At 71.1% G+C, this 20,476-nt stretch carries 17 protein-coding genes and 1 pseudogene; 11 read left to right on the forward strand and 7 right to left on the reverse strand.

The window, feature by feature from the left end; translation table 11 throughout:
- Positions 1–28: 28 nt before the first annotated feature.
- Complete coding sequence (locus tag OG871_RS38845) at positions 29–1,228, forward strand: YbfB/YjiJ family MFS transporter (protein ID WP_371493512.1); 1,200 nt, start codon at positions 29–31, stop codon at positions 1,226–1,228.
- A gap of 672 nt (positions 1,229–1,900) precedes the next feature.
- Here the strand turns inward: OG871_RS38845 and OG871_RS38850 are convergent.
- The 4 genes from OG871_RS38850 to OG871_RS38865 form a co-directional block, all read right to left on the reverse strand.
- Positions 1,901–2,653 (reverse strand): nitronate monooxygenase, encoded by a 753-nt coding sequence (locus OG871_RS38850; protein WP_371503185.1) that lies wholly within the window; start codon positions 2,651–2,653, stop codon positions 1,901–1,903.
- 153 nt (positions 2,654–2,806) lie between these two features.
- Positions 2,807–3,511, reverse strand: a complete 705-nt coding sequence (locus OG871_RS38855) for a type 1 glutamine amidotransferase domain-containing protein (protein ID WP_371493511.1) — start codon at positions 3,509–3,511, stop codon at positions 2,807–2,809.
- Positions 3,512–3,781: 270 nt separating this feature from the next.
- Positions 3,782–3,964, reverse strand: a complete 183-nt coding sequence (locus tag OG871_RS38860; protein WP_371493509.1) for a transposase domain-containing protein — start codon at positions 3,962–3,964, stop codon at positions 3,782–3,784.
- A 239-nt stretch (positions 3,965–4,203) separates the two neighbouring features.
- Entirely contained in the window at positions 4,204–4,755 is a 552-nt protein-coding gene (locus tag OG871_RS38865; RefSeq protein WP_371493508.1) for a YceI family protein, read from the reverse strand.
- A 468-nt stretch (positions 4,756–5,223) separates the two neighbouring features.
- Between OG871_RS38865 and OG871_RS38870 the strand changes: the two genes are divergently transcribed.
- A complete protein-coding gene (locus OG871_RS38870) occupies positions 5,224–5,829 on the forward strand; it encodes a dihydrofolate reductase family protein (RefSeq protein ID WP_371493507.1) in 606 nt (201 codons plus the stop codon).
- Positions 5,830–5,949: 120 nt separating this feature from the next.
- On the opposite strand, the gene OG871_RS38875 is transcribed toward OG871_RS38870, so the two are convergent.
- Positions 5,950–6,963 (reverse strand): DUF6801 domain-containing protein, encoded by a 1,014-nt coding sequence (locus OG871_RS38875; protein WP_371493506.1) that lies wholly within the window; start codon positions 6,961–6,963, stop codon positions 5,950–5,952.
- Positions 6,964–7,039: 76 nt separating this feature from the next.
- A complete protein-coding gene (locus OG871_RS38880; RefSeq protein ID WP_371493505.1) occupies positions 7,040–9,448 on the reverse strand; it encodes a helix-turn-helix transcriptional regulator in 2,409 nt (802 codons plus the stop codon).
- 153 nt (positions 9,449–9,601) lie between these two features.
- Between OG871_RS38880 and OG871_RS38885 the strand changes: the two genes are divergently transcribed.
- The 9 genes and pseudogenes from OG871_RS38885 to OG871_RS38925 all read left to right on the forward strand — a co-directional run.
- Positions 9,602–10,285, forward strand: a complete 684-nt coding sequence (locus tag OG871_RS38885) for a hypothetical protein (protein WP_371493504.1) — start codon at positions 9,602–9,604, stop codon at positions 10,283–10,285.
- 149 nt (positions 10,286–10,434) lie between these two features.
- A complete protein-coding gene (locus OG871_RS38890) occupies positions 10,435–11,280 on the forward strand; it encodes a protein phosphatase 2C domain-containing protein (protein WP_371493503.1) in 846 nt (281 codons plus the stop codon).
- On the forward strand, positions 11,277–13,214 hold the full coding sequence (locus OG871_RS38895; protein WP_371493502.1) for a hypothetical protein: 1,938 nt from the start codon (positions 11,277–11,279) through the stop codon (positions 13,212–13,214). Before OG871_RS38890 ends, OG871_RS38895 begins: the two co-directional genes overlap by 4 nt.
- Positions 13,215–13,273: 59 nt before the next feature.
- Entirely contained in the window at positions 13,274–13,501 is a 228-nt protein-coding gene (locus OG871_RS38900; protein WP_371493501.1) for a hypothetical protein, read from the forward strand.
- Positions 13,502–13,556: 55 nt separating this feature from the next.
- On the forward strand, positions 13,557–14,108 hold the full coding sequence (locus OG871_RS38905; RefSeq protein ID WP_371493500.1) for a hypothetical protein: 552 nt from the start codon (positions 13,557–13,559) through the stop codon (positions 14,106–14,108).
- A gap of 156 nt (positions 14,109–14,264) precedes the next feature.
- Positions 14,265–15,179, forward strand: coding sequence for a sensor domain-containing protein (locus OG871_RS38910; RefSeq protein ID WP_371493499.1), 915 nt, complete (start codon positions 14,265–14,267; stop codon positions 15,177–15,179).
- Positions 15,176–17,029, forward strand: coding sequence for a DNA/RNA non-specific endonuclease (locus OG871_RS38915; RefSeq protein WP_371493498.1), 1,854 nt, complete (start codon positions 15,176–15,178; stop codon positions 17,027–17,029). Before OG871_RS38910 ends, OG871_RS38915 begins: the two co-directional genes overlap by 4 nt.
- A gap of 10 nt (positions 17,030–17,039) precedes the next feature.
- The gene (locus tag OG871_RS38920; RefSeq protein WP_371493496.1) at positions 17,040–17,621 is read left to right on the forward strand and encodes an SMI1/KNR4 family protein; all 582 of its coding nucleotides are present in this window, start codon (positions 17,040–17,042) and stop codon (positions 17,619–17,621) included.
- A 626-nt stretch (positions 17,622–18,247) separates the two neighbouring features.
- Positions 18,248–18,421 (forward strand): annotated as a pseudogene (locus OG871_RS38925) (transposase); the annotation flags it as partial.
- 279 nt (positions 18,422–18,700) lie between these two features.
- Here OG871_RS38925 and OG871_RS38930 read toward each other — a convergent pair.
- Positions 18,701–20,278: a hypothetical protein gene (locus OG871_RS38930; RefSeq protein ID WP_371493495.1), complete on the reverse strand. Its 1,578-nt coding sequence runs from the start codon at positions 20,276–20,278 to the stop codon at positions 18,701–18,703.
- Positions 20,279–20,476 lie beyond the last annotated feature (198 nt).

A 20,476-nucleotide genomic window follows, 5' to 3' on the forward strand; every position in this document is an offset into this window, starting at 1 on the left:
ACGGGGATGACCGCGAAAGAAAGTGGCCATGAAACAGGAGCTCGCACAGCCCAACCACACCCGCGCCACAGCGCGGGCCGGCTCCCCGTGGCCGACCGTGCTGCGCGGCGCGGCGGCCCTGGCCGCCGCGATGGGTGTGGGCCGGTTCGCGTACACGCCGATCATGCCGCTCATGCACGCCCAGGCCGGGATGTCGGACAGCCTGGGGGCCTCGCTGGCCACCGCGAACTACCTCGGCTACCTGGCAGGCGCCCTGCTCGGCATCACCGCCCCCGCGCTACTACGGTCGGCGACCACCCTGCGTGCCGGGCTGCTGGTCCTGACGGCGTCCCTCGCCCTGATGCCCCTGACCCACGACGACGGCGCATGGCGGGCGCTGCGGCTGACAGCGGGCGCGGCCAGCGCCCTCGTCTTCATGATCGCGACGAGCGCCATGCTGGCAGGGCTCGCCGCGCACGCCGAGCACATGACCGGCTGGGCCTTCGGCGGGGTCGGCGCGGGAATAGCCCTTTCCGGGCTGACGGTGGTGGCGGTGCAGCAGGCCGGCTCCTGGCAGGCGGCCTGGTCGGCCTGCGCCGCGCTCACCGCGCTGCTCACCGCCGCCGCCTGGGGCCTGGCGCCCCGCGCCGCGGCTCCCGCCGCCACGGCGCCGGCCGAACGGCCGCGCACCCGGCGCTGGTTCACCGCCCTGCTGGCCAGCTACCTCCTGGAAGGCATCGGCTACATCATCGCCGGGACCTTCCTGGTCGCCGCCCTCCAGCAGGGTGCACCCGGCTGGATCAGCAGCGGCGCCTGGATCGTGGTCGGCCTGGCCGCGCTGCCCTCGTGCGCCCTGTGGATGCGCCTGGCCCGCCGCATGTCCCGCCCGGCCCTGCTGACGATCTCCCTGGCCCTCCAGGCCGTCGGCATCGCCCTGCCCGCCCTGTCCGCCGGCAGCGTCCCCGCGCTCGCCGCCGCCATCCTGTTCGGCGCCACCTTCATGGGCGTGAGCACCATGGCCCTCGCCATCGGCACCCATCTGCGCATCCCACGCGCCATCGCCCTACTCACCACCGGCTACAGCCTCGGCCAGATCCTCGGCCCCCTGCTGGCCGCACCGCTGCTGCGCAACGGCTACCACTCCGCACTCCTGCTCGGCGCCGCCCTGGTGCTCGCCGCCGCCTGCGCCGCGGCCGCCTGCTGCGTACGGTTCCCCCACCACCTCACCCACCACACCCCCACCGCCTGAACGTGGAGAGTCACGCCATGCCCGGTGACCTGACCGTCATCGACACCGACCGGCCCGTGTGGGCCGCCCCGACGGCCGGCGGCCCCAGCACCCCCGCCCTCGTCCAGGCCGCAGCCCGGGCCGGAGGACTCGGCTTCCTCGTCGGCGGCTGCAAGACCCCGCCGACCTCGCCGCCCAGATCACCCAAGTCCGCGCCAGCAGCGCGGTGTTCGGCGTCAACCTCTTCGCCCCCAACCCCGTCCCCGTCACCCCGGACGCCCGCCGCGCCTACGCCCGCGCACTCCAGCCGGAAGCCGGCCGCCACGCCTCACCCTCCCCACAGAGACCCTGGCGGAGGACGACGACGCCTGGGCCGACAAGCTCGACCTGCTCCTCAAAAACCCGTACCGCTCGTGTCCTTCACCTTCGGACTCGACCGCCTCGTACAACGTGGTGCTCACGACGTCGCCCACCTGACGCTGCGCACTGCGGTCAGCGCGGCTGGCCGCTGATGCCGATGGTGTGCTCTGCACGCCGAGTACAAGGGGCGGCCGCTGTCCCGATCTACGCCCGCCCGCATCACAGATCCGATCCGACTGTTGCCCATGTGCCGCCCGCTCCCGTCAGGTGGTCACGCTCGGTGATCTTCCTATCGGGACCGGAGCGCGGCGGGGAAGCGGAGCAGGGCCGGGTTCACCCGTGACGGGGGACAGCCGTACTGACCGATCCCGGCCGCCCGCGCCTGGGATCGGTCGGAACGCGGTCGCGGTCGCGAGTGCGTCGAGGAAGCCGTGGCGGATGCCGCGGCCGTGCCGGCCCGAGAACGCGTGGGAGCCGTCTGTACCGGGCGCGGGTGCAGGACCTCCCGGTGCACCGCCGGTGCCGCGGATTGCTCGGTGGCCGGGAACGCCGTGCCGAATCGACGCCGCCTGCTTCCAGTGCGCGCCCTTCGTCGAGGTCTGGTCGCCGCGCCCACGGTGATGATCCCGCGGCGGCGGCACTCGGCGAGCACTCGCGCGCTGGGGGTGCCGAAGACGAAGCGGAACACGCGTGGTCGGTGTTCGAGCACGACCTCGACCTGTTCGTCGAAGTCCGGCAGCGTCTGGGGGCGGTGTTCCGGCAGGTCCGCGCCCAGCGCGTCGTACCGGGGCGCAGCCGGGCGGGCGCGGCCTGGAAGGTTTCCTCGTCGATGCCGCGCGGCTGGTCGGCGGTGGGCACCCACGGGTTGACCGCGAACGGCCGGCGGGTCGCCGCCGCAAGCGCACCGGTTGTGGCGTCGGGCTGGTCGGGCTGCAGGTGGTGACCACCGAAGGAGCCCGGACTACCGGCGTTGGACACCGCCGTGGCGAGCGTGACCGTGGAGACCCCACCGCCGAACGGGCCCTGCACGATGGGGTACTGCGGGTCGAACAGCTCACTGATCCGGGTTCTGGCCCAGCCGGTCATGGTGTCGGGGCGGCGCACCTGCTCGCCACTGGTGTGGTGAGGCGTTCCGGCTGGTGTGGCGGTGGTGGTGCCGATCGGTGCGCTGGGCAGGGATCGCCCGCGGCGCGAGCGGGGTTGCTCGCGCCGCGGGCGATCGCGTCACCATGGGTGTGGTCAGGCGAGCAGGTCGAGCACGCGGTGGGCGGCGGCGACGGTGGAGCCGGGGTTCTGTCCGGTCACCAGGTTGCCGTCGACGATGACGTGGCTGCCCCACGAGGCGCCGGCGTCGAACCTGGCGCCGGCCGCGCGCAGCCGGTCCTCCAGCAGCCAGGGGGCCTTGTCCGCGAAGCCGGCCTGGGTTTCCTCGTCGTTGGTGAACGCGGTCAGGTGCCGGCCGTCGAAGGCCCAGCTGCCGTCGGCGCGGTGGGCGGGGAGGAAGCCGGCCGGGCCGTGGCAGACCGAGGCCACCACCTTGCCGGGAGTGTCGAGCAGCGAGACCAGCAGTCGGCCGAGCGTGTCGCTGACGGCCAGGTCCTGCATCGGTCCGTGGCCGCCGGGCACGAACACGGCGTCGTAGTCCGCGGGATTGATGTCTTCCAGCCGCCGGGGCGCGGCGAGGAACCCGTCGACCTCGGCGAGGTAGGCGCGGAAGCCGGCGACCTTGGCCTCGTCGCCGCCGTTCATCGCCGGGGCCAGGCTCAGCTCGTCCACGATCGGCCGCACCCCTCCGGGCGTGGCCAGCGTGACCCGGGCGCCGGCCGCGGTGAAGGCCCGGTGCGACTCGATGAACTCCTCCCCCCAGAACCCCGTCGGGTGCGCGGTGCCGTCCTTCAGCGTCCAGTGCCGGGCACCGGTCAGCACGATCAAGATCGATGGCATGTCTGTCTCCTGTCAGTGGCTTGGAGTCCAACTCGGCCTCTCGAGAAAAGTGTAGCCGACCGGTCGACTATTTGGGCTTGGGCAGGTCGAGCCACCGGGCCGTGTGTTCTCCGAGCCTGGCGACCACGGGCTCGGACGCTCGCGGGGCGGACTGACGAGACCGTCCGGAAACGTCCGAACCGCACCCCGGGCGTGGCCGGTTGCGCAAGCGGCCCGGTCAGGACCTCGAACAGGCGGCGGACCGGTGCCGGGCCGACCCGGCGCCGCAGGTCACGCAGAGCCTTCGCGGTCGGCCCGGCGACGTCCAGGCCGACACCCCAGCCGGTAGCCGACCTCCGGGAACAGGCACATCGCCAGCAGGAAGTAGACCCCGACTCGCGAGGGCAGGTCACGCAGCCGGCGCCGCACACAGCCGGTCTCCTCCAGGACCGCGTCGACGAGCTCGAACGGCACGACCTGCGTCAGCCCGCCCAGATGGCCAGGCGATGGTGCAGTGCTCGCAGTCGCAGGTGGTGAGGGACGAGATCAAGGGCCTCATCGACGGCCTCATCGCCGAGTTCCGTCCGCACCCGCACGACGTTTGCCGAGCGGGTGCGGACGGCATCCGACCCGGCGGCCACGGTCCGCGCGCCGCATGGTCGCTTCCTGTGCGGTGCCGCCTCCGACCGGGTGCGGCGGCCGGTCCCGGGCTGCTAGCTCTGCTTGATCGCGGAGATGTCGAATTCCAGGACGACCTTGTCGCCGACCAGAACGCCGCCGCCTTCCAGCGCCGCGTTCCAGGTCACGCCGAACTCCTTGCGGGAGATGGTCACCGATCCTTCCAGGCCGACCCGCAGGTTGCCGTAGGGGTCGACGGCGTTGCCGCCGTACTCGAAGTCGATGGTGACCGGGCGGGTGGTGTCCTTGATGGTGAGGTCGCCGGTGACCCGGTACTCGGTGTCGGAGCGGGGCTCGACCGCGGTGGTGCGGAAGGTGATGTCGGGGAAGTTGGGGGCGTCCAGGAAGTCGTTGGTACGCAGGTGCTGGTCGCGCTGTTCGACGCCGGTGTCGATGCTCTCGGCCTTGATCACCACCTGGGCGGTGGATCGGGTCGGATCGGTGCCGTCCAGACGGGCGGTGCCCTCGAACTGGTGGAACGCGCCGCGGACCTTGGTCACCATGGCGTGGCGGGCGACGAAGCCGATCCGGGTGTGGGCGGGGTCAAGGACGTAGTCCCCGGTGAGTTCGGGGCCGGTGACGGTCATGGCTGAGGTTCCTCCGCAAGACGGGATCCAGGCGACGGTTCGCCCGGATCGTTCCGGACTCACGCTAGGGCGCGACCGCTTCCCGGCCCGGCCAGACGCACGGGGCGGCGGCAGAGTGCACCTTGCCCAGCGACCTCGGGCCATCGGCTTGCCACTGCCGTCCTTCCTCGCACCGTGACTCCTCCCCGTCCCTTCAGGGCGGGGAGGAGTCACGAACTTCTGCATGGCCTGCTCCCGACTCCCACAGGCCGTAGATGACGAGTCCGTTGCCGGTGGGTACGCAGGGCCTGCGGTCACCCCAGCAGGGTCGGCCAACGTCTGCGCGCTGAGCCCTCCGAGGTCCAGTAACGACGCCAGCAGCGCGCCGAACCCGGGGTTCTCCGTCATGGCCGCAGACTGGTGCTGCGCCGCGGCGCCGACGAGTTTCCGGCGGTTGCACGGACTACCCATCGACGAAGGGAGCACACCATGCGCAAGATCATCGTCTGCACGTTCCTGACGCTCGACGGCGTCATGCAGGCGCCGGGCGGTCCGGACGAGGACGCTGGGAGTGGCTTCAAGCACGGCGGCTGGCAGAAGCCGGTCGCCGACGACGAGGTCGGCACGGCCATCGCCGGTTGGTACGAGCACTCCGACGCGATGCTGCTCGGCCGCAAGACGTACGAGATCTTCGCGTCGTACTGGCCAACCGCCGATCCCGAGAACCCGTTCACCGATCGGATGAACAGCATGCACAAGTACGTGGCGTCTCGGACCCTGACGTCCGTCGAGTGGCAGAACTCCACGCTGCTGGAGAGCGACATCGTCGATGCCGTACGCAAGCTGAAGGCGTCCGACGGCGGCAACATCAACGTCGTGGGCAGCGGCAACCTCGCCCAGACCCTCATGCAGCACGGCCTCGTCGACGAGTACCGGCTGACCATCCACCCGGTGATCATCGGTACCGGCAAGCGCCTGTTCGCCGACGGAGCGATCCCTACCGCGCTGGAGCCGGTCAGTGTCTCGGCGACGAAGGGCGGCACCGTCATCGGCGTCTACCGGCCGAACGGTAAGCCCGGCTACGACAGCTACTGACGTCCTGCGCCGCGGTTACGTCCAGCGTCCGTCGGTGGAACTTCCACGGCGCAGCAGTAGCCAGACGAGGGATACATCGTCGAAGGCCTGAGCTGAGATCTCCACCGAACCCGGGGAGGTTCAGTAGCGGTGGCCGGACGCGCGTCGGCGCTTCAGCTGCGGGCCGAAGCGGAAGGCGGCTGCGGCTGTCGCTGTGGCTGCGGCAAGGACGCCCGCCAGCAGGAGGATCACGCTGCCGGTGCCCTGGCCGCCGCCGGTCGTGGCGGTAGTCGTCGCCGCAGCATTGATCGTGGATCTCGTCGGGTCCGGCGTCGCAGCACTGGCGGGCACGGCGGCCGCGGTGCCGGAGCCGTCGCTGGTGGGGCTCTGCGTGGCGGTCGCGGTGCCGGAGCCGTCGGACGCGGGTGAGCCGGTGGGGCCGGTGGGTGTGGCGGCAGCCGGGGCTGTTGGCCTGCCTGCGCTGGGGGTGCCGGGCGTTCCCGTGGCGGCCGGGCCGGTCGTCGTCCTCGGCGCCGTGATGTCGAACGTCGTCACGACGTTGTCCTGTCCGGTGTTCAGCGTGCATGGCACGTTGGTCCTGCCCGGGCTGGTGATGTTGCCGTTCGCGTCCTCCGGCACGAGGTGCAGGGTGAAGTTGCCGGCGGTGATCCTCGCACTGCCCGGTTTGGTGAAGGTGAGCGTGGGTGCGGTGCCGGTCGCCGGGATGTCGAAGGAACCGGATGCCGGGATGCTGGTCCTGGTGATGGTGAGGTGCACGGGGATGCCGATCTCGCCCTGGGGCGCGGTGACGGTGGTCTCGGCGTCCAGGGAGCCCTCCATGATCCTCACACCGAGGATGTAGCGGAGCCCGAAGGTGAAGGACGCGTCCACCGTGGCCGCCGCCTTGATGGCGAACGGCGGACTGGACTCGCCGACCGCGATCGACGTGGGGATGTCCGTGGATATCCTCGCGGTGATGGGCTGGCCGCCGATCGTCGGGAAATTACAGGTGTACCTCAGCGTGGGTGAGGCCGGCTGCGCGGCTGCGGTTCCGGTCCCGAGGACGCCCACGATTGCGCTCGCGGCTCCCCATACCGTCGCCACCGCGACGACGGTCCGCATCCGTGTGCTTCGCGCACCGTACCTGGCACTCATGGTCACCCTCCACTGCACGTCTGCATCGGTGCTTGAACGATTGGCGCGGATCCCGGGGACCGCGCATGCGTCCTGGTCATGTGGCCCGGGCCGGGTCCCTGCTGCCTGACGGTCCCCGTCGGTGGGGCTCGTGACGCTCCTGGAAGGCCCGGCTCAGGTGGCTCTGGATCCGGGCGTGGCGGAACTGGTACACCGCGCCGACCTGGCGGAGCACACCGCGTTGGTGGGCGTCGTCCAGGAAGGCGATCAGTGCCCAGGGCAGTCGCCCGGTCAGCGGTAGCCAGATGCGGGACAGGGCCACCCACTGACCCCAGGCGGTCAGGCTGAGCCCGTACCCGAGCCCGGCTCCGAAGGCGGCTTCGAGTCCGAACACGGTGCCGACTTCGAGTCCGCGCACAGGCCCGTACACGATCCCGTTGAGAAGCCCGACTTCGAGTCCGATCACGAGTGCCCAGGTGACAAGGTGGAAGGCCACATTGCGGCGGTCTATGTCCAGCAGGTCGGCGGGGCTGACGACGGACTCGGTTCTGACGGGAGCTTCGAGCAGGGCTATCAGGGCGAACACGAGCCCGGTCGCGAGAGCGATCGCGGGTATGAATACGAGTCCGGTCATGAGTCCGTCGCCGCTCTGGCCGTCCCCGAGCCCGAGCGGTGCGACCACGCCCTCGTCGATGAGGACCAACATGGCCATGGCAGCCAGCCCGCAGCCCAGCCCGACCATGAACCTGGCGCGGGCGTTCCCACGTGTCTGCCTGGTCCCGCCCGAGAGCTTGATGCGTACGGGAGAGGGCTTGAAGGCCTCGCGCTCGGAGGCGTACCAATACACGAGCCCGAAGAGCAGTCCGGCCGCGAGTCCGTGCAGGAGCCCGACCACCAGTCCGCGCACGATCGCGAACCTGAGCCCGTGCGAGGTCGCGACCAGGTCCACCGGTAGGTTCCCGATGGCGGTCGTGACGCCGAAGGCCAGTCCCGCCAGGAATCCGATGATGAGCGTGCGCGAGGAGCGGCGCATGCTGGTGCCCAGTTCCCACCAGGCGAGGTCCTGTCGCTCGCGGTCGAGCCGCACCAGGTGATGGGCGAGGTAACCGAGCCACCGCTGGGCACGCTCCGGGTCCCACTGCGCACGGTGGGGACGGCCGTTGTCGAGCCGTTCGGGGGCGCGGCGCCGGTAGACGGTGGGGACGAAGCCCGCGAGGAGGTGTTCCTCGATGGCGTGCGGGTCGGGGAACCGGGTGGTGTCCAGTAGTTCGCCCGGTTTGCGATCGGGGGTGTCGCTGTACATCGTCCGGGCGAGGGCGATCATCAGCGGGGTGCTCAGGGCGGCGGCGAGGTTCGCGCCCCCCGCGCTCTCCGTGAGCTGCGCTTCGTCCAGGACGGTGTCCCAGGTCGCGCCGGGCCCGTCGGGGCCGGGAGGGTCCGGGAACGCCGGATCGGTCCGGGGCAGGTAGTTGCGCAGGTCGTCGAGGGTCAGGTCGCACAGCTCGAGGACGACGGCCGAGGCGAGCGGTGCGTGTTCCGACCGGACCGCTTCGGCGAACTCGCCCTGACGGCTGGTCAGGACGAGCGGCAGCGGGGAGAGGTTGAGCGCATCGAGCGCCTCGCCGCGTAAGCCCTTCGCGATCTCGTCGAATCCGTCGAGGACCGGCAGGATGAGATCGTCGTCGAGGAGGTCCGCGGCGAGCGACTTCCCGCTCGGGACCCGGCGGGCCAGATGCGGGTAGTCGCGCAGCAGCCGGTCGATCAGCCAGTCGCGCAGGGCGACGGCGGTCGGGTCCCAGGAGCCGAGGCTGAAGATCACCGGCACCCGCTCGGACCGTGCCCGGGCGTCCAGCAGGTCCAGGGCGAACCGGACCGCCATGATCGACTTGCCCGAGCCGGCACGGCCCAGAACCACCAGCCGCCCGGACCGGATCCGCCGGTAGACCTCGGCCACGCGGCGTAGGTCGCCGCTCAGGTCCACGTCGGACGAGGTGTCGCCCGGGGCCAGGCGCTGGGTGTTCTCCGACCGGTCGGACACTCCCGCGGGTACCTGCCGCCAACGCACCGGCAGCGCGAAAGGATGGTGCACCCGGTGCTGGGCCTCCTCGCGCCGCCAGCGTCGCTTGCTCTCCCTGGCCAACTCGTCGGCGGCGTCGGCAAGCGGGCCGTGCGCCCGCGCCGGTGCGGACGGGGGGTCGAGCGGCTCCTGCGGTGGTATCTCCTCGGCGCCGCCGAGCGCCGCCGTCAGCCGCTGGCGGTCCTCGGGGCCGGCCTCCAGCGCGTCCGCAAGTCGTGCGACGGTTCCGAGGCGGTGGTCGAAGGGCTTGTCGTTCTCGATCCTGCCGATCGTACGTTCGCCCAACTGGGCACGCTCCGCCAGCTGAAACTGCGTCATGCCGGCCTGCTTCCGCAGGCGGCGCACTAACGCCCCGAGCGTCTCCGCCACAGCCTGGCCCTTCTCCCCACGATCCGGAACAGGCGTGAGCCTACCCTGACAACTGGTCATCTATGGCCAGTGCTTTGACCTGTGCACTTCCCCGGAGAAACGCCAGCATCAGCGGTGCGGGCCACCAGTCCTGCGGCCCTGGCGGACCTGCCTGCGGCCCCAGCGGACACGCCCGCAACATCCGTGCGTGGAAGTGAAGGAGGCGGATTTCTGATGGCGGAGACGAAGGGCGTCCTGCTGCCGGCCTACGTGGTGGCCGACGAGTCGGGCTCGATGGCGCCGTACCAGAGCGAACTGGGGGGCGGCGTGGCGTCCCTGTGCGAGGGGTTGCGCGCGGAGCCGATGATCGCGGCCAAGCTCCGGCTGGCCGTGCTGGGCTTCTCCGACGACGTACAGGTCCGGCTCGCGGTGGCCGACATGCGCACCGAGACCACCGTGCCCCAGGTGGCGATCCGCGGGGTGACCAACTACCGGGCCGTCTTCGACGACCTGCTGCAGCGGATCCCCTCGGATGTGCAGTGGCTCCGCGGCGAGGGCTACAAGGTGCACCGCCCGGTGGTCTTCTTCCTCAGCGACGGCCTGCCCACCGACGGAACCGCCTGGCGCAGGCCGCACGCTGCCCTGACCGACCGGAGCCAGACCCCGGCCGCCCCGAACATCATCGCCTGCGGTATCGGCGACGCTCAGGCGCAGACCATGGTCGATGTCGCTACCCGTCCCCAGTTCGCCTTCATCGCCAAGTCCGGTGCCGACGTCGGACGTGCGATCTCGGAGTTCTTCCACTCCCTCACCGCGAGCCTGGTGGCATCGGGGCACGCTCTGAACTCGACCAATCCGCAGTTGGTCGTGAACCGCCCGGACCAGTTCACCATGGCCATCGACGAGGTCGGCCTGTGACACCGGTCCACCGGGAGAACCCGGCCCACCCGGCACCCGCGCCCGGCCCGCTCACGCCGCCACCGCCACCTCCTTCCCAGGCTCCGCCCTCAGCGCCGTCCGAACCGGGTCCGGCGCCGTGGCAGCGGATCACGGTGGGCGTTGCGGGCATGGAGTTCGAGGCCCGCCCACCCAGCCAGTACGCCTTCGACTTCCCCGACAGCGAGTGCGAGGGCTGGTCCACGGACGCTCTCACCCTGCGGTTCGCCTCGGTACGCGGCGCCAAGCACCGCTACTACCGCCAGCCGCGCCAGGACGCGGCCCGTGCGGCCGTGCACGAGGCCACCGACAGCATCGTGTTCGCCGTCGCCGACGGCGTCTCCAGCGCCTCCGAGTCGCACCAGGGCGCCGTCGAGGCCTGCCGGGCCGCTGTCGAGCGGATCCTGCACCTGCTCGACCGGACACCGGGGCCGCTCGACCCCGCCAACGTCGCCGCGCACGCCGCCGAACGGCTGCGGCAGCTCGCGCAATGGCGGCTGGGCGTCACAGAGCCGGGCCCCGCCGAGGTGGCCCGCCTGTATGCGACCACCCTGGTCGCCGGCGCGGTCCGCCCCACCGCCAAGGGCCTGAGCGTCGAGCTCTTCCGGATCGGTGACTCCGGAGCCTGGATCCTCGATCGAGCCGAAGGACGCTACCGGCCGCTGTTCGGCTCGAAGACCGGATCGGACACCCTGCTGGTCACCAACGAGGTGTCCCCGCTGCCCCTGATCCCCGACCGGCTCGAAACGGCCACCGGACGGCTGGAGGCGCCCTGGACGCTGCTGGTCGGCACGGACGGCTTCGGCGACCCGCTCGGGGAGGGCGACGGCCGGGTCGGCGCGCACTTCGCCCAGCACCTCAGCACGCCACCGCCACCGCTGTGGCTCGGGCACGTACTGGACTTCACCCGGGAGACCTTCGACGACGACCGCACCCTGCTGGCCCTCTGGCCCCGGAACGAGGCGCAGCCGCGGTGAGCACCGACCCCGCAGCCCCGGTCGACGTCGCCGCCCTGGCCCTGGGTCACCAACTCGGGCAGGGCGGCCAGGGCTCCGTCCACCAGGTGCTCAACAAGCGCATCAACGAGGGCGCTGCCGACGGCGGCTGGGAGATCGTCTACAAGGAGTACAGCCCCTCCGTCCTGCCCCAGCTCGACGCCGCCGCGCTCGACGCGGCCGCGGCCCTGCCCGGCCGGCTCACCGGAGCACAGGGGCGCTGGCTCTGCGAGAAGACCGCGTGGCCGGCCGCCGTGGTCCAGCGCCAGGGACAGGCCTGCGGGTTCCTCATGCGCGCCGTGCCCGACCGCTTCCACTTCATGCTCCGGACACTGACCAGCGCGAACACCGGGTCGCGGCGGCTGGCCAGCACGGAGTACCTCCTCAACGACGACGCCTACGTCGCCGGGATCGGACTGGCGGTCAGCGACCGGCACCGGCTGCTCCTGCTCGCCGACCTGGCTGCCACCATGGACCGACTGCACCGGCTGGGCATCGCCGTGGGCGACGTCTCCCCGAAGAATCTGCTCTTCAGCCTGGCGCCCGAGCCCGCGTGCTTCCTGATCGACTGCGACGCCATGCGCCTGCACGGCGCGACCGTACTGCCGCAGGCCGAGACCCCCGACTGGCAGGTCCCCGCAGGCGAGGAGCGGGCCACCCGGGCAAGCGACGTCTACAAACTCGCCCTGCTCGCCGTCCGCATCTTCGCCCGCGACCAGACCGCCACCGAGCCCGCCGCCCTCGGCGCGATCAGTCCCGCACTCGGTGACCTGGCCCGCGCCTCGCTCGACCCCGACCCGGCGCGACGACCGGCCCCCGATGTGTGGGCCGAGCGACTTGCCTCGGCCGCAGTCGGCGCGTCCACCGGCACCACACCGAGGACTCCCCGGCACACGAGGTTGCCTCCTGGCCGACCGGGCACCGGTCGACCGCCCACCATCACCGGGACACCGAAGCCACCCACCTCCGCGGCGGCCAAGGTCGGCAGGGCGGTAGGCGCCCTCGCCGCCGGCCTGGCCCTCCTGCTGGTGATCGTCAGCAACCAGCACTCCTCGGAGGCCGACGCCTCCGGAGCGGCCGACAGCGCCCGAGCGGCGAGCTCCTACACCCCGTACGCCTCCCACAGCCCCGCGTGGACGCCCGCCACCCAACCAGCGGGGACCACCTCCGCCCCGGACACACCGACCCCGACCCCGACCCCGACCCCGACACCGACACCGACGCCGACACCGACCCCGACGCCGACCAGTCCCATCGGCACCGCGCAGGTCGGCGACTGCTTCTACGACTCCGGCACCAGCGGCCACGCCGACCTGACCGCCACCGACTGCGCCTCCGGGACGTTCAAGGTCGTACGGATCAACGCCGGCAGCACCGACCTGAACAGCTGCGACAGCGTCACCAACAGCGACGAGAGCGTCTCGTCCAGCCTGTACGACCGCGTCCTGTGCCTCAGCTACCAGAGTTCCGGCGGCACCGCCTACCACGCCCGCCAAGGCGACTGCGTCTTCGGGGCCCCCGGTGCCGACGCCTGGTCGACACAGGCCTGCCAGACCGGCAACTTCAAGGTCCTGGCGGTCTACCGCGGCACCTCCGACCACACCAAGTGCGACAACTGGCCGCACTACAACTACTGGCGTTCGATGCCCACGGCCGGGCACTCCGGCCTCGACGTCCTGCTGTGCCTGTCCATGAACTACCCGGACGACGCCGGCTACGCCACCGTCAACGAATGCCTGCTCAAGTCAGGCTCCACCTTCACCAACGTCGGCAGCTGCGGCGGATCCAACGTCTACGTCACCGGACGCACCAGCACCCCCTACGACACCGCGTTCTGCGGCACCAGCGGATCCACCTACTGGCGATCCGGCGACTACCCGGCCTTCGGCTACACCGTCTGCTGGCGCTGGCGCTGATCTCCTGGGCGCCCGCAGCGGACAACCCACCATCGGAACACGAGAGTCGAGGAACTGACATGGCATACCGCTACCGGTGCGGCGAGTGCGGCTTCAAGACGTCCTGGGGCACCGAGTCCCAGGGTGAGCAGCAGCAGATCGCGCACTACGCCGACCGCCACGCGGGCCTCGCCCCCGGCGGCCAGGTCGAAACCAACACCAAGAACCCGGACGGCGGCAACAGCTGCCTCACCTTCATCGTCATCGCGATCCTGCTCCTCGTCCTCGCCTCCTCGTGCCACCGCTGACGCACGTCCGACACCGCCAACCGCACAGCACCACCGCACTCGGAGGAGATCCGGCATGTCCACTCGGACCACCGGCATTGCGGACAAGTTGATCCAACGAGCCGTCAAGGAGCGGGAGTCACGTAGTTCAGGAAGGTCCCGGGCCATAGCGGTCATCGTGCTGCTGGCCCTGTTCGCCCTCGGCCTCGTGCTGGCTTTCGCCGTCTACCCCGGCCACCCGGGCGACACGTCGGCGCCCCGGTGCAACGGCACGACGATGTCGCCGGGCGACATCTGCGACGAGTTCGTCAACGGCGCGCTGACGCACTCGTACAGCTACCAGGAGATGCTCCACCGGCAGCAGGCCGGCCATCCCGGCGCACTCGTCGCCGGAATCATCGCCATGGCGATCGCCGTACTTCTGTTCGCCCCATCGCTCCGAGCCCTCGACCCGGCGAAGCCGTGGGGAACGGCCCGGCCAGGGGACTGCCCACGGTGCCGGAAGCCGAATCTGCGCGAAAAGCCGATGACCCACTCCGAGACGCGCGGCCGCGTTCAAAGCAGCTGGAGCGGCATCGTCACCCTCTGCACCCCCGGCTGCGAGTTCGCCACCGTACGGCAGCGCTGACCGGCCGTCGGACCCACGAATCCGTTCGTCGACGCATGACGGCTCCACCTGGTCGCCAGTCCAGCGACTACCCGGCCTTCGGCACACCTTGCCCGAGGCGGATTCGGGGCTGCGTCGAACGGCGCCGGCAGGAACACCACGACACGGGAGGAAGGCATGACAAAGCACTACTGGAACCCGGATCCGGCGGCGCCGGCGCCCCCCACCTGGCAGCAGACCCCAAGGGCGGTGCCGCCGCAGTTCGGTCGGCCCGGCTCCTCGGCCCCGCCCGCGCGAAACGGGTCGCCCGGCACCTCGACGCCACCCGCCCCCGTCCCGGCCACGCCGTCCGCGCCGCAGCAACAGGCATCGGCCCCGCGCCCCTCGCGTCCACAGGGTCCGAGTGCGCGCCGACGCGTTCGGGCACTGCGCCACTGGCGGCTGCTGCTGGCCGCGGTGGTGCCCTGCCTCGTGCTGGCCGGCATCGGGTGGTGGGTGTGGCCGCAGCAGCCCACGGGCCTTCCGCCGCACATAGCCGAGGGGACCGTCCAGGCGGACCTCCTCAGCGCTGACAGCGTCAGCGGGCTGGCCGGGACGACGGTGGTCGCCGGCCCCCAGTCGAACCGGCCGCACGCCGCGCTCGCCGTGGCGCCGTCGGAGTGCGCCGTCGCGGCGGGGCCGACGACGCAGTCGGTCTACGGGCAGGCGTGGAAGGCGTTCCTGTCGGCGACCTACCAGGATGCCGGGGGTACGGGCGCCTACACCGTGAACCAGACGTTCGGGGTCTTCCCGGACACCGACACGGCCGGCACCGCCCTCCAGAGGCTCACCGACGGTCTCGCCAAGTGCCCGTCCGCCACGGTCGCCGACCAGGCCGGCCGCAGCTCGAAGTGGGCCTACACGGCGCGCCCCGCTACAGAGGCCGCCGTGGTGTGGGCCGCGGCGCAGGACGGCGCCGCGGGCTGGGCCTGCTTCCACCAGGCGAGGGTGAAGGGCGCAAGCCTGGTGCAGGTCGCCGTCTGCCAGGCGGGTGACGGTGCGTCGACCGCCTCGAAGATCGCCGACGAGCTCGCCGGGAAGGTGACCGGATGACCCCGTCCTCGCGCAGGGCGGCCGCGCGCCGCCGGCGGACGCTGCCCCGCGTCGTCCACCTCGTGCTGGTGGCGCTCCTGGCGCCGATCGTCGCCATCGGAGCGCAGACGATTGCGGCGACCGGCGCTGCGGCGGTCACGGCACCGGTGGGCACGCTAGCCCCCGTTCCGCTGGTGGCGCCCCGGGGCTTCGAAGCCGCCCTGGCGACCCTCCTGGTGGAGATCGACGACGCGAACCGGCAGGCGGCGCAGCTGGCGCAGCAGGAGAAGGACGTGGTCGCCGAGGCGGAGCGGATCACCAAGGAGTCCGCCGCCATTCGCGACAGCAAGTCGGCGCTCAACGCCAGGGTCGCCGCGGTGAACCAGGAGATCAGCGGCCACAACGAGCGCGCGAAGGCCGTGGACGGTGAGATCGCCGCCCACAACGCCAAGCCGCACACGTTCCAGATGCCTGCCGAGGCGAACGCGGCCGCCACCTTCGATGCCGAGGCGCGCCGACTGGAAACCCAGAAGAACCAGGAAAACGCCGTGGAGGACAAGATCCAGGGCGAGGAGAGCCAGATCCGGCAGGAGGCCTCCCAGGTCGACGCCAGGTCCTCCCAGCTCGACGCCGCCTCCAAGGCCAATGACACGAAGGCCTCCGACCTCAAGACGAAGGCACAGCAGCTCCAGTCCCGGGGCCAGCAACTGCTCGGGCAGATGGCGCAGGTGATCCAGAGCTTCACCACCACTGCGTCGAACCCGGCGGCGGCGATGGACCAGGGCGGAGACGCGCCCGCCCCGCCTCCGCAAACCAGCAGCCGGCCCGTGAGCCAGGGCGACGACACTGGCGACACCCCCTACCAGCAGCCACGGGTCTCCGCCCTGAAGGAGTACGGGAAGCAGGCCGGCACCACCGTCGACCTGCGCCCGGGAACCGCGTACCTGACGCCCGACGCCGTCAGGCGGCTCCCGGCCGCGCGGGCGGCCACTCTGGCAAGCCCTTCCTTCACCTACGACGGGCTGGTTCGCAAACCCAACGGGCACTACACGGCGCTACGGGTACAAGCGCCCACCGCGGCCGCGGGCCCGGCTCCGGAGGTCTTCGCATCCGGAGGGCTCGTCGCGTACCGCAACGGCGAACAGCTCCCCATCGACGGGATCACGACGATCCAGGAAGCAGCCGCCTCCTCGGGGTCCCAACCGAGCGCCGGTCCGGAGGGAGGAGACGAGCGTCCGGACCCCGAAGACTGCCGACGCGGTGGCAAGGGATGGGTCGACCTCGGCAAGCGTGACGGCGCGAACGGGAACCGGGCGAGCCAGATGAACGCCTGCCTCGACGAGGAGTACCTCGCGGCGAACAAGGGCAGCAGCACCGAAAAGGACCCCCGCCCGCCCGGGTACTACTGGGCCAGGAATTACAGCCGCTACCTGGGAAACGGGGATCCAGCGAAGTGGATCAACAACTGCCACCTGCTCGCCAACCGGCTGAGCGGGAGCGGTACCGACCTGGACAACCTCGCCACCTGTTCCAGGGCGGCGAACGCCGCTCCCAGCACGGCCGGGGACCCAGGGATGACTCCCCACATGGAGGACCTCGAGAGAGAGGTCTTCGACGCGATCGCCAAGAAGCACCAGGTGGTCCGCTATACGGTGACACCGCACTACGCCGGGAACAGGACGGTCCCGTACGAATTCGTGATTACCGCCCAAGGGGTCTACCGCGACGGAACTCGGGGCATCGATAGGGAGAGCGTCCTGATTGAGAACAAGATCTGGAGTATCAAGAACGGTCAGTGGCACAACCTCGGGCGTGTATTCGACGATCGAATGAATCCGGTGAGTCCGGTTCCGACGGGCCCGACGGATTAGGGGAGAACCGATGACAAGCGATGCGCTTGAACGTTTGCGGCGGGTTCTCCCGCCATCGCCGGCCAGCGCGGACGGGGCGGCGCTGGACCTACAGGGGGTTGCGGAGGCCGAGGCCGCGTTGGGGGTCCAGTTGCCGCCGGACTACCTGGACTTCCTCGCGGTCTACGGCGCCGGGTCGCTTGACGACTTCCTGCTGATCGCGGCACCGGCGGAGGCGCCCGGCCACCAGTACAGCACCAGTATGGTGGATATCACCGGGGCGTTTCGCCGGGCTGCTGCCAAGCCGTACATCGCCGAAGATCTGGGTGACGGTGAGGCGTATATCCACTGGGGCATGGATGACGGTGGTGTCTACTACCTGTGGCGCGTCGAGGGCGAGTCGAGCGCCGAGTGGCCGGTGTACGTATACGGGGACGAATTGACGGTCCTGCCGTACGGGATCGTGGAATTACTGGCCAGAGCCTGTACCGGAGGCCTTCCCCGCGAGCTGCAGCGCAGGTTCCGCGGCAATGGCCACGAATTCCTGCACTGGCAGGACCGGTACCGCCGCGACGTCGAGCAGTACGGTTCCGGGTCATACATCGGCGGCTGAGCGACTCGCTCCCGCTCCGCCGGGGCAGGGTTCAGCGACGCGGCGGCCCCGCATCACCGGAGCCGCCGACGGCGAATGCGGAGGTTGCGGCCAAGTCTGACCTCGATTCGTCAGCGGTGAGCCGTCGGTGAGTGGCTCGGCGGTTTGCCCGTAATGTCCCGCTGCCGTACGGGTCGGGTCGTCGCATGTCGCTGCGGGGACGCCGGGTTCCTCATGCCCGGATCTGCTGCTCCTTCCTGGTCCGGCTACCGCACCGGGTCCGTCGCTGGGCCGGCTTGGCTCGGTGATCGGGCCGCCGCCTGCGGGCGGAGTGGTCCCAGTCCCGTGGGAGCCCGGGCCCGGCGCGCTCGGTTTCCAACTGTCCGCGGACTACCGGGCGTTCGCCGACCGGTACGGGACGGTCAGCATCAGCGACGAACTGCACATCTACACACCATCGGAAGCGCCCACCCCCGTACAGCTCGGGGGTGTCGAATCCAACCGAGCAACAGGAGGCCCTGGTGCTGCAGTCTTCCGAGTCTGCTTCGGTGTCGTCCAACTCGGCTTCCCTGAGGTGTGATTGTCTCGCTTGCCGGTTCGGGAATGCCGCGGATCGTCCGCACAGGCGACCGAGGTATCCGTCCGACATGAGCGACGCGGAGTGGGCGGTGGTGCGGAATGCGAGGCCGGTCCCGGGGTGGTTGGAGGGCCCCGGCGGGCAGCCGGAGGACTACTGCCACCGGCAGATGGTGGATGCGGTGCGCTACCTGGTCGCGGGCGGTATCGCCTGGCGGGCGATGCCCGCGGACTTCCCCGCATGGGACCGTGCCTACGCGTTCTTCCGGCGCTGGCGGGACAAGGGCCTGGTCCGCGAGTTCCACGACCGGCTGCGTGACCGGGTCCGTGAGGCGGCGGGCCGGGATCAGGAGCCGACCGCGGGCATCATCGACGCGCAGGCGGTGAAGGCGGCCGCGTCGGTGCCGGCCTCCACGCGAGGGTTCGACGGAGGGAAGAAGATCATGGCCGCAAGCGGCACATCGTGGTGGACGGCGGGGCACGTCCTCATGGACGTGCCCCGCCGTTGGCACAGGTCGGTTGGGTTACCAGTGGTCGTGGCGCTCGCAGCGCTCGTGGTGCTCGTGGCGCGTGATCTTGGTGAGGTCGGTGGCGGTGTGGCTGGTGGTGTCGCCGCCTCCGAGGGCGGTGGCGCGGTTCGTCACCTCGGCGTGGGCCCCGCAGGAGACGTCGACCTGCAGGGTGATGGGAGGGTAGTTGCTCCCGGCGGGGAGGACGTCGCTACGGGTGCAGGTGAGGATGTCCAGGGTGCAGGTCCATCCCGTGCCACTGATGCTGTCGGCGCTGAGCCCGGCGGGCAGGGTGTCGTACACGGTGACCGCGGCGCCGGTGGTCGGGGCGGCCCCGACGGCGTTGCCCACGGTGATGGTGTAGGTGCCGTCCTGCCCCTGTGTGAAGTCCTCGGTGTGGGTCTTGGTGATGGTCAAGGACGGGAGCGTGTAGGAGATGATCACCTGGCCGTCGTGGTTCGCCGTCCCAAGTGTCGAAAGCGCATAGCTCGTGCCTGTACCCGTGGGGGTGGCGAAGCTGCTACCCCCACCACCCCCGCCCCCACCCGCCGCGGTGCCCGTGTTGTTGACGGCGCCGCTGCCGCCACCCCCACCGGCGAAGTACCCGCCCCCACCGCCACCACCGGCACTGACGGCAGTGGCGGCGCAGCCGCCGTCGAAGCTGCCCCCGGTGCCACCGGTACCGACCGTGGCACCGGAGAACCCGCTCCCCGACCCGCCGTTCGTGACCGCACAGAATGGAACGGTGCCTGCGGCCCCGCCGGCACCCCCCGTACTGGTACTGGTGCTGCCGCCGCCCCCGCCCTGCCCCGGCGAAGCCCCGGGGCCGGTGGCAGTTCCTGCGGTACCGCCGGTGGCATCCGGCGTTGTCCCGCCGTTGCCTCCGTTGCCCCCCGTGGAGCCTGCTCCGGTGCCGCCGGCGGCACCGCCGCCCCCGGCGACCACCAGCAGGGAGCCGCCCGTGCTGATGCTGGAGGCCCCGCCCCCACCCGGACCTTCAAATTTGAACCCACTGGCCGGATAACTCCCCCCCGGGGCGCCGCCGTTGAACCCGCCGGCACCCGGCGTCCCGGCGCCGTTGCAGCCTTTGCCGCCGGTGCCGCCGACGTTGATGGTGAAGGTCGTCGGGGCGGTGGTTTGCGGCAGGGTGGTCACCACCCGCGCCCCCGCCCCACCGGCCCCTGTGACGGAACAGGCGGTGCCGGTATTGTCGGCGCCGCCCGCGCCGTCCGCGGTGATCGTCACCACCGCCGCCGCCGGAACCGTCAAGGTCTGCGGAGCGCCGGTGAAGGTGAAGGTCTGCGACGGATCAGCCCGCCGCGCCTGCACTGGCACGGCCTCCACCGGCGCGGCGGCCACCGGTGGAGCCGTGGCCGCCAGCAGCGCCATACCGGACAGCAGCGCGCACCCCAGCGATGCCACCCCCACACCGCGCTCCCCACGTTGTCCACCCGAGTCAACCGGATCGGACGCGACGACGGCGGGAACCGGAGTCGTCCCACCGTCCAGGGCCCTGTTGAACACGGCCACGGGCCACTGACGGCTGATCCGATACCACGGCAGGTCGCCCTGTCCACGAGTACGAGCACTCATCCGCGGGTTCACCTCTCCTCACAACAAAGCGCCCCGCACCCCCCGAGCGACAAGTCACCAGCATGACAGGACACCTGACGGACAAATCATGACAAACCACAATTAGATACCCCGATCCGATCACTTCGAGGTAGCGAGGTCATGAGAAACCTCGTGTGTCGCAGCGCTGCGCGGTGCGCACCGGACACACCGTCGGCC

Source organism: Kitasatospora sp. NBC_00374 (assembly GCF_041434935.1).
Taxonomy (GTDB): domain Bacteria; phylum Actinomycetota; class Actinomycetes; order Streptomycetales; family Streptomycetaceae; genus Kitasatospora.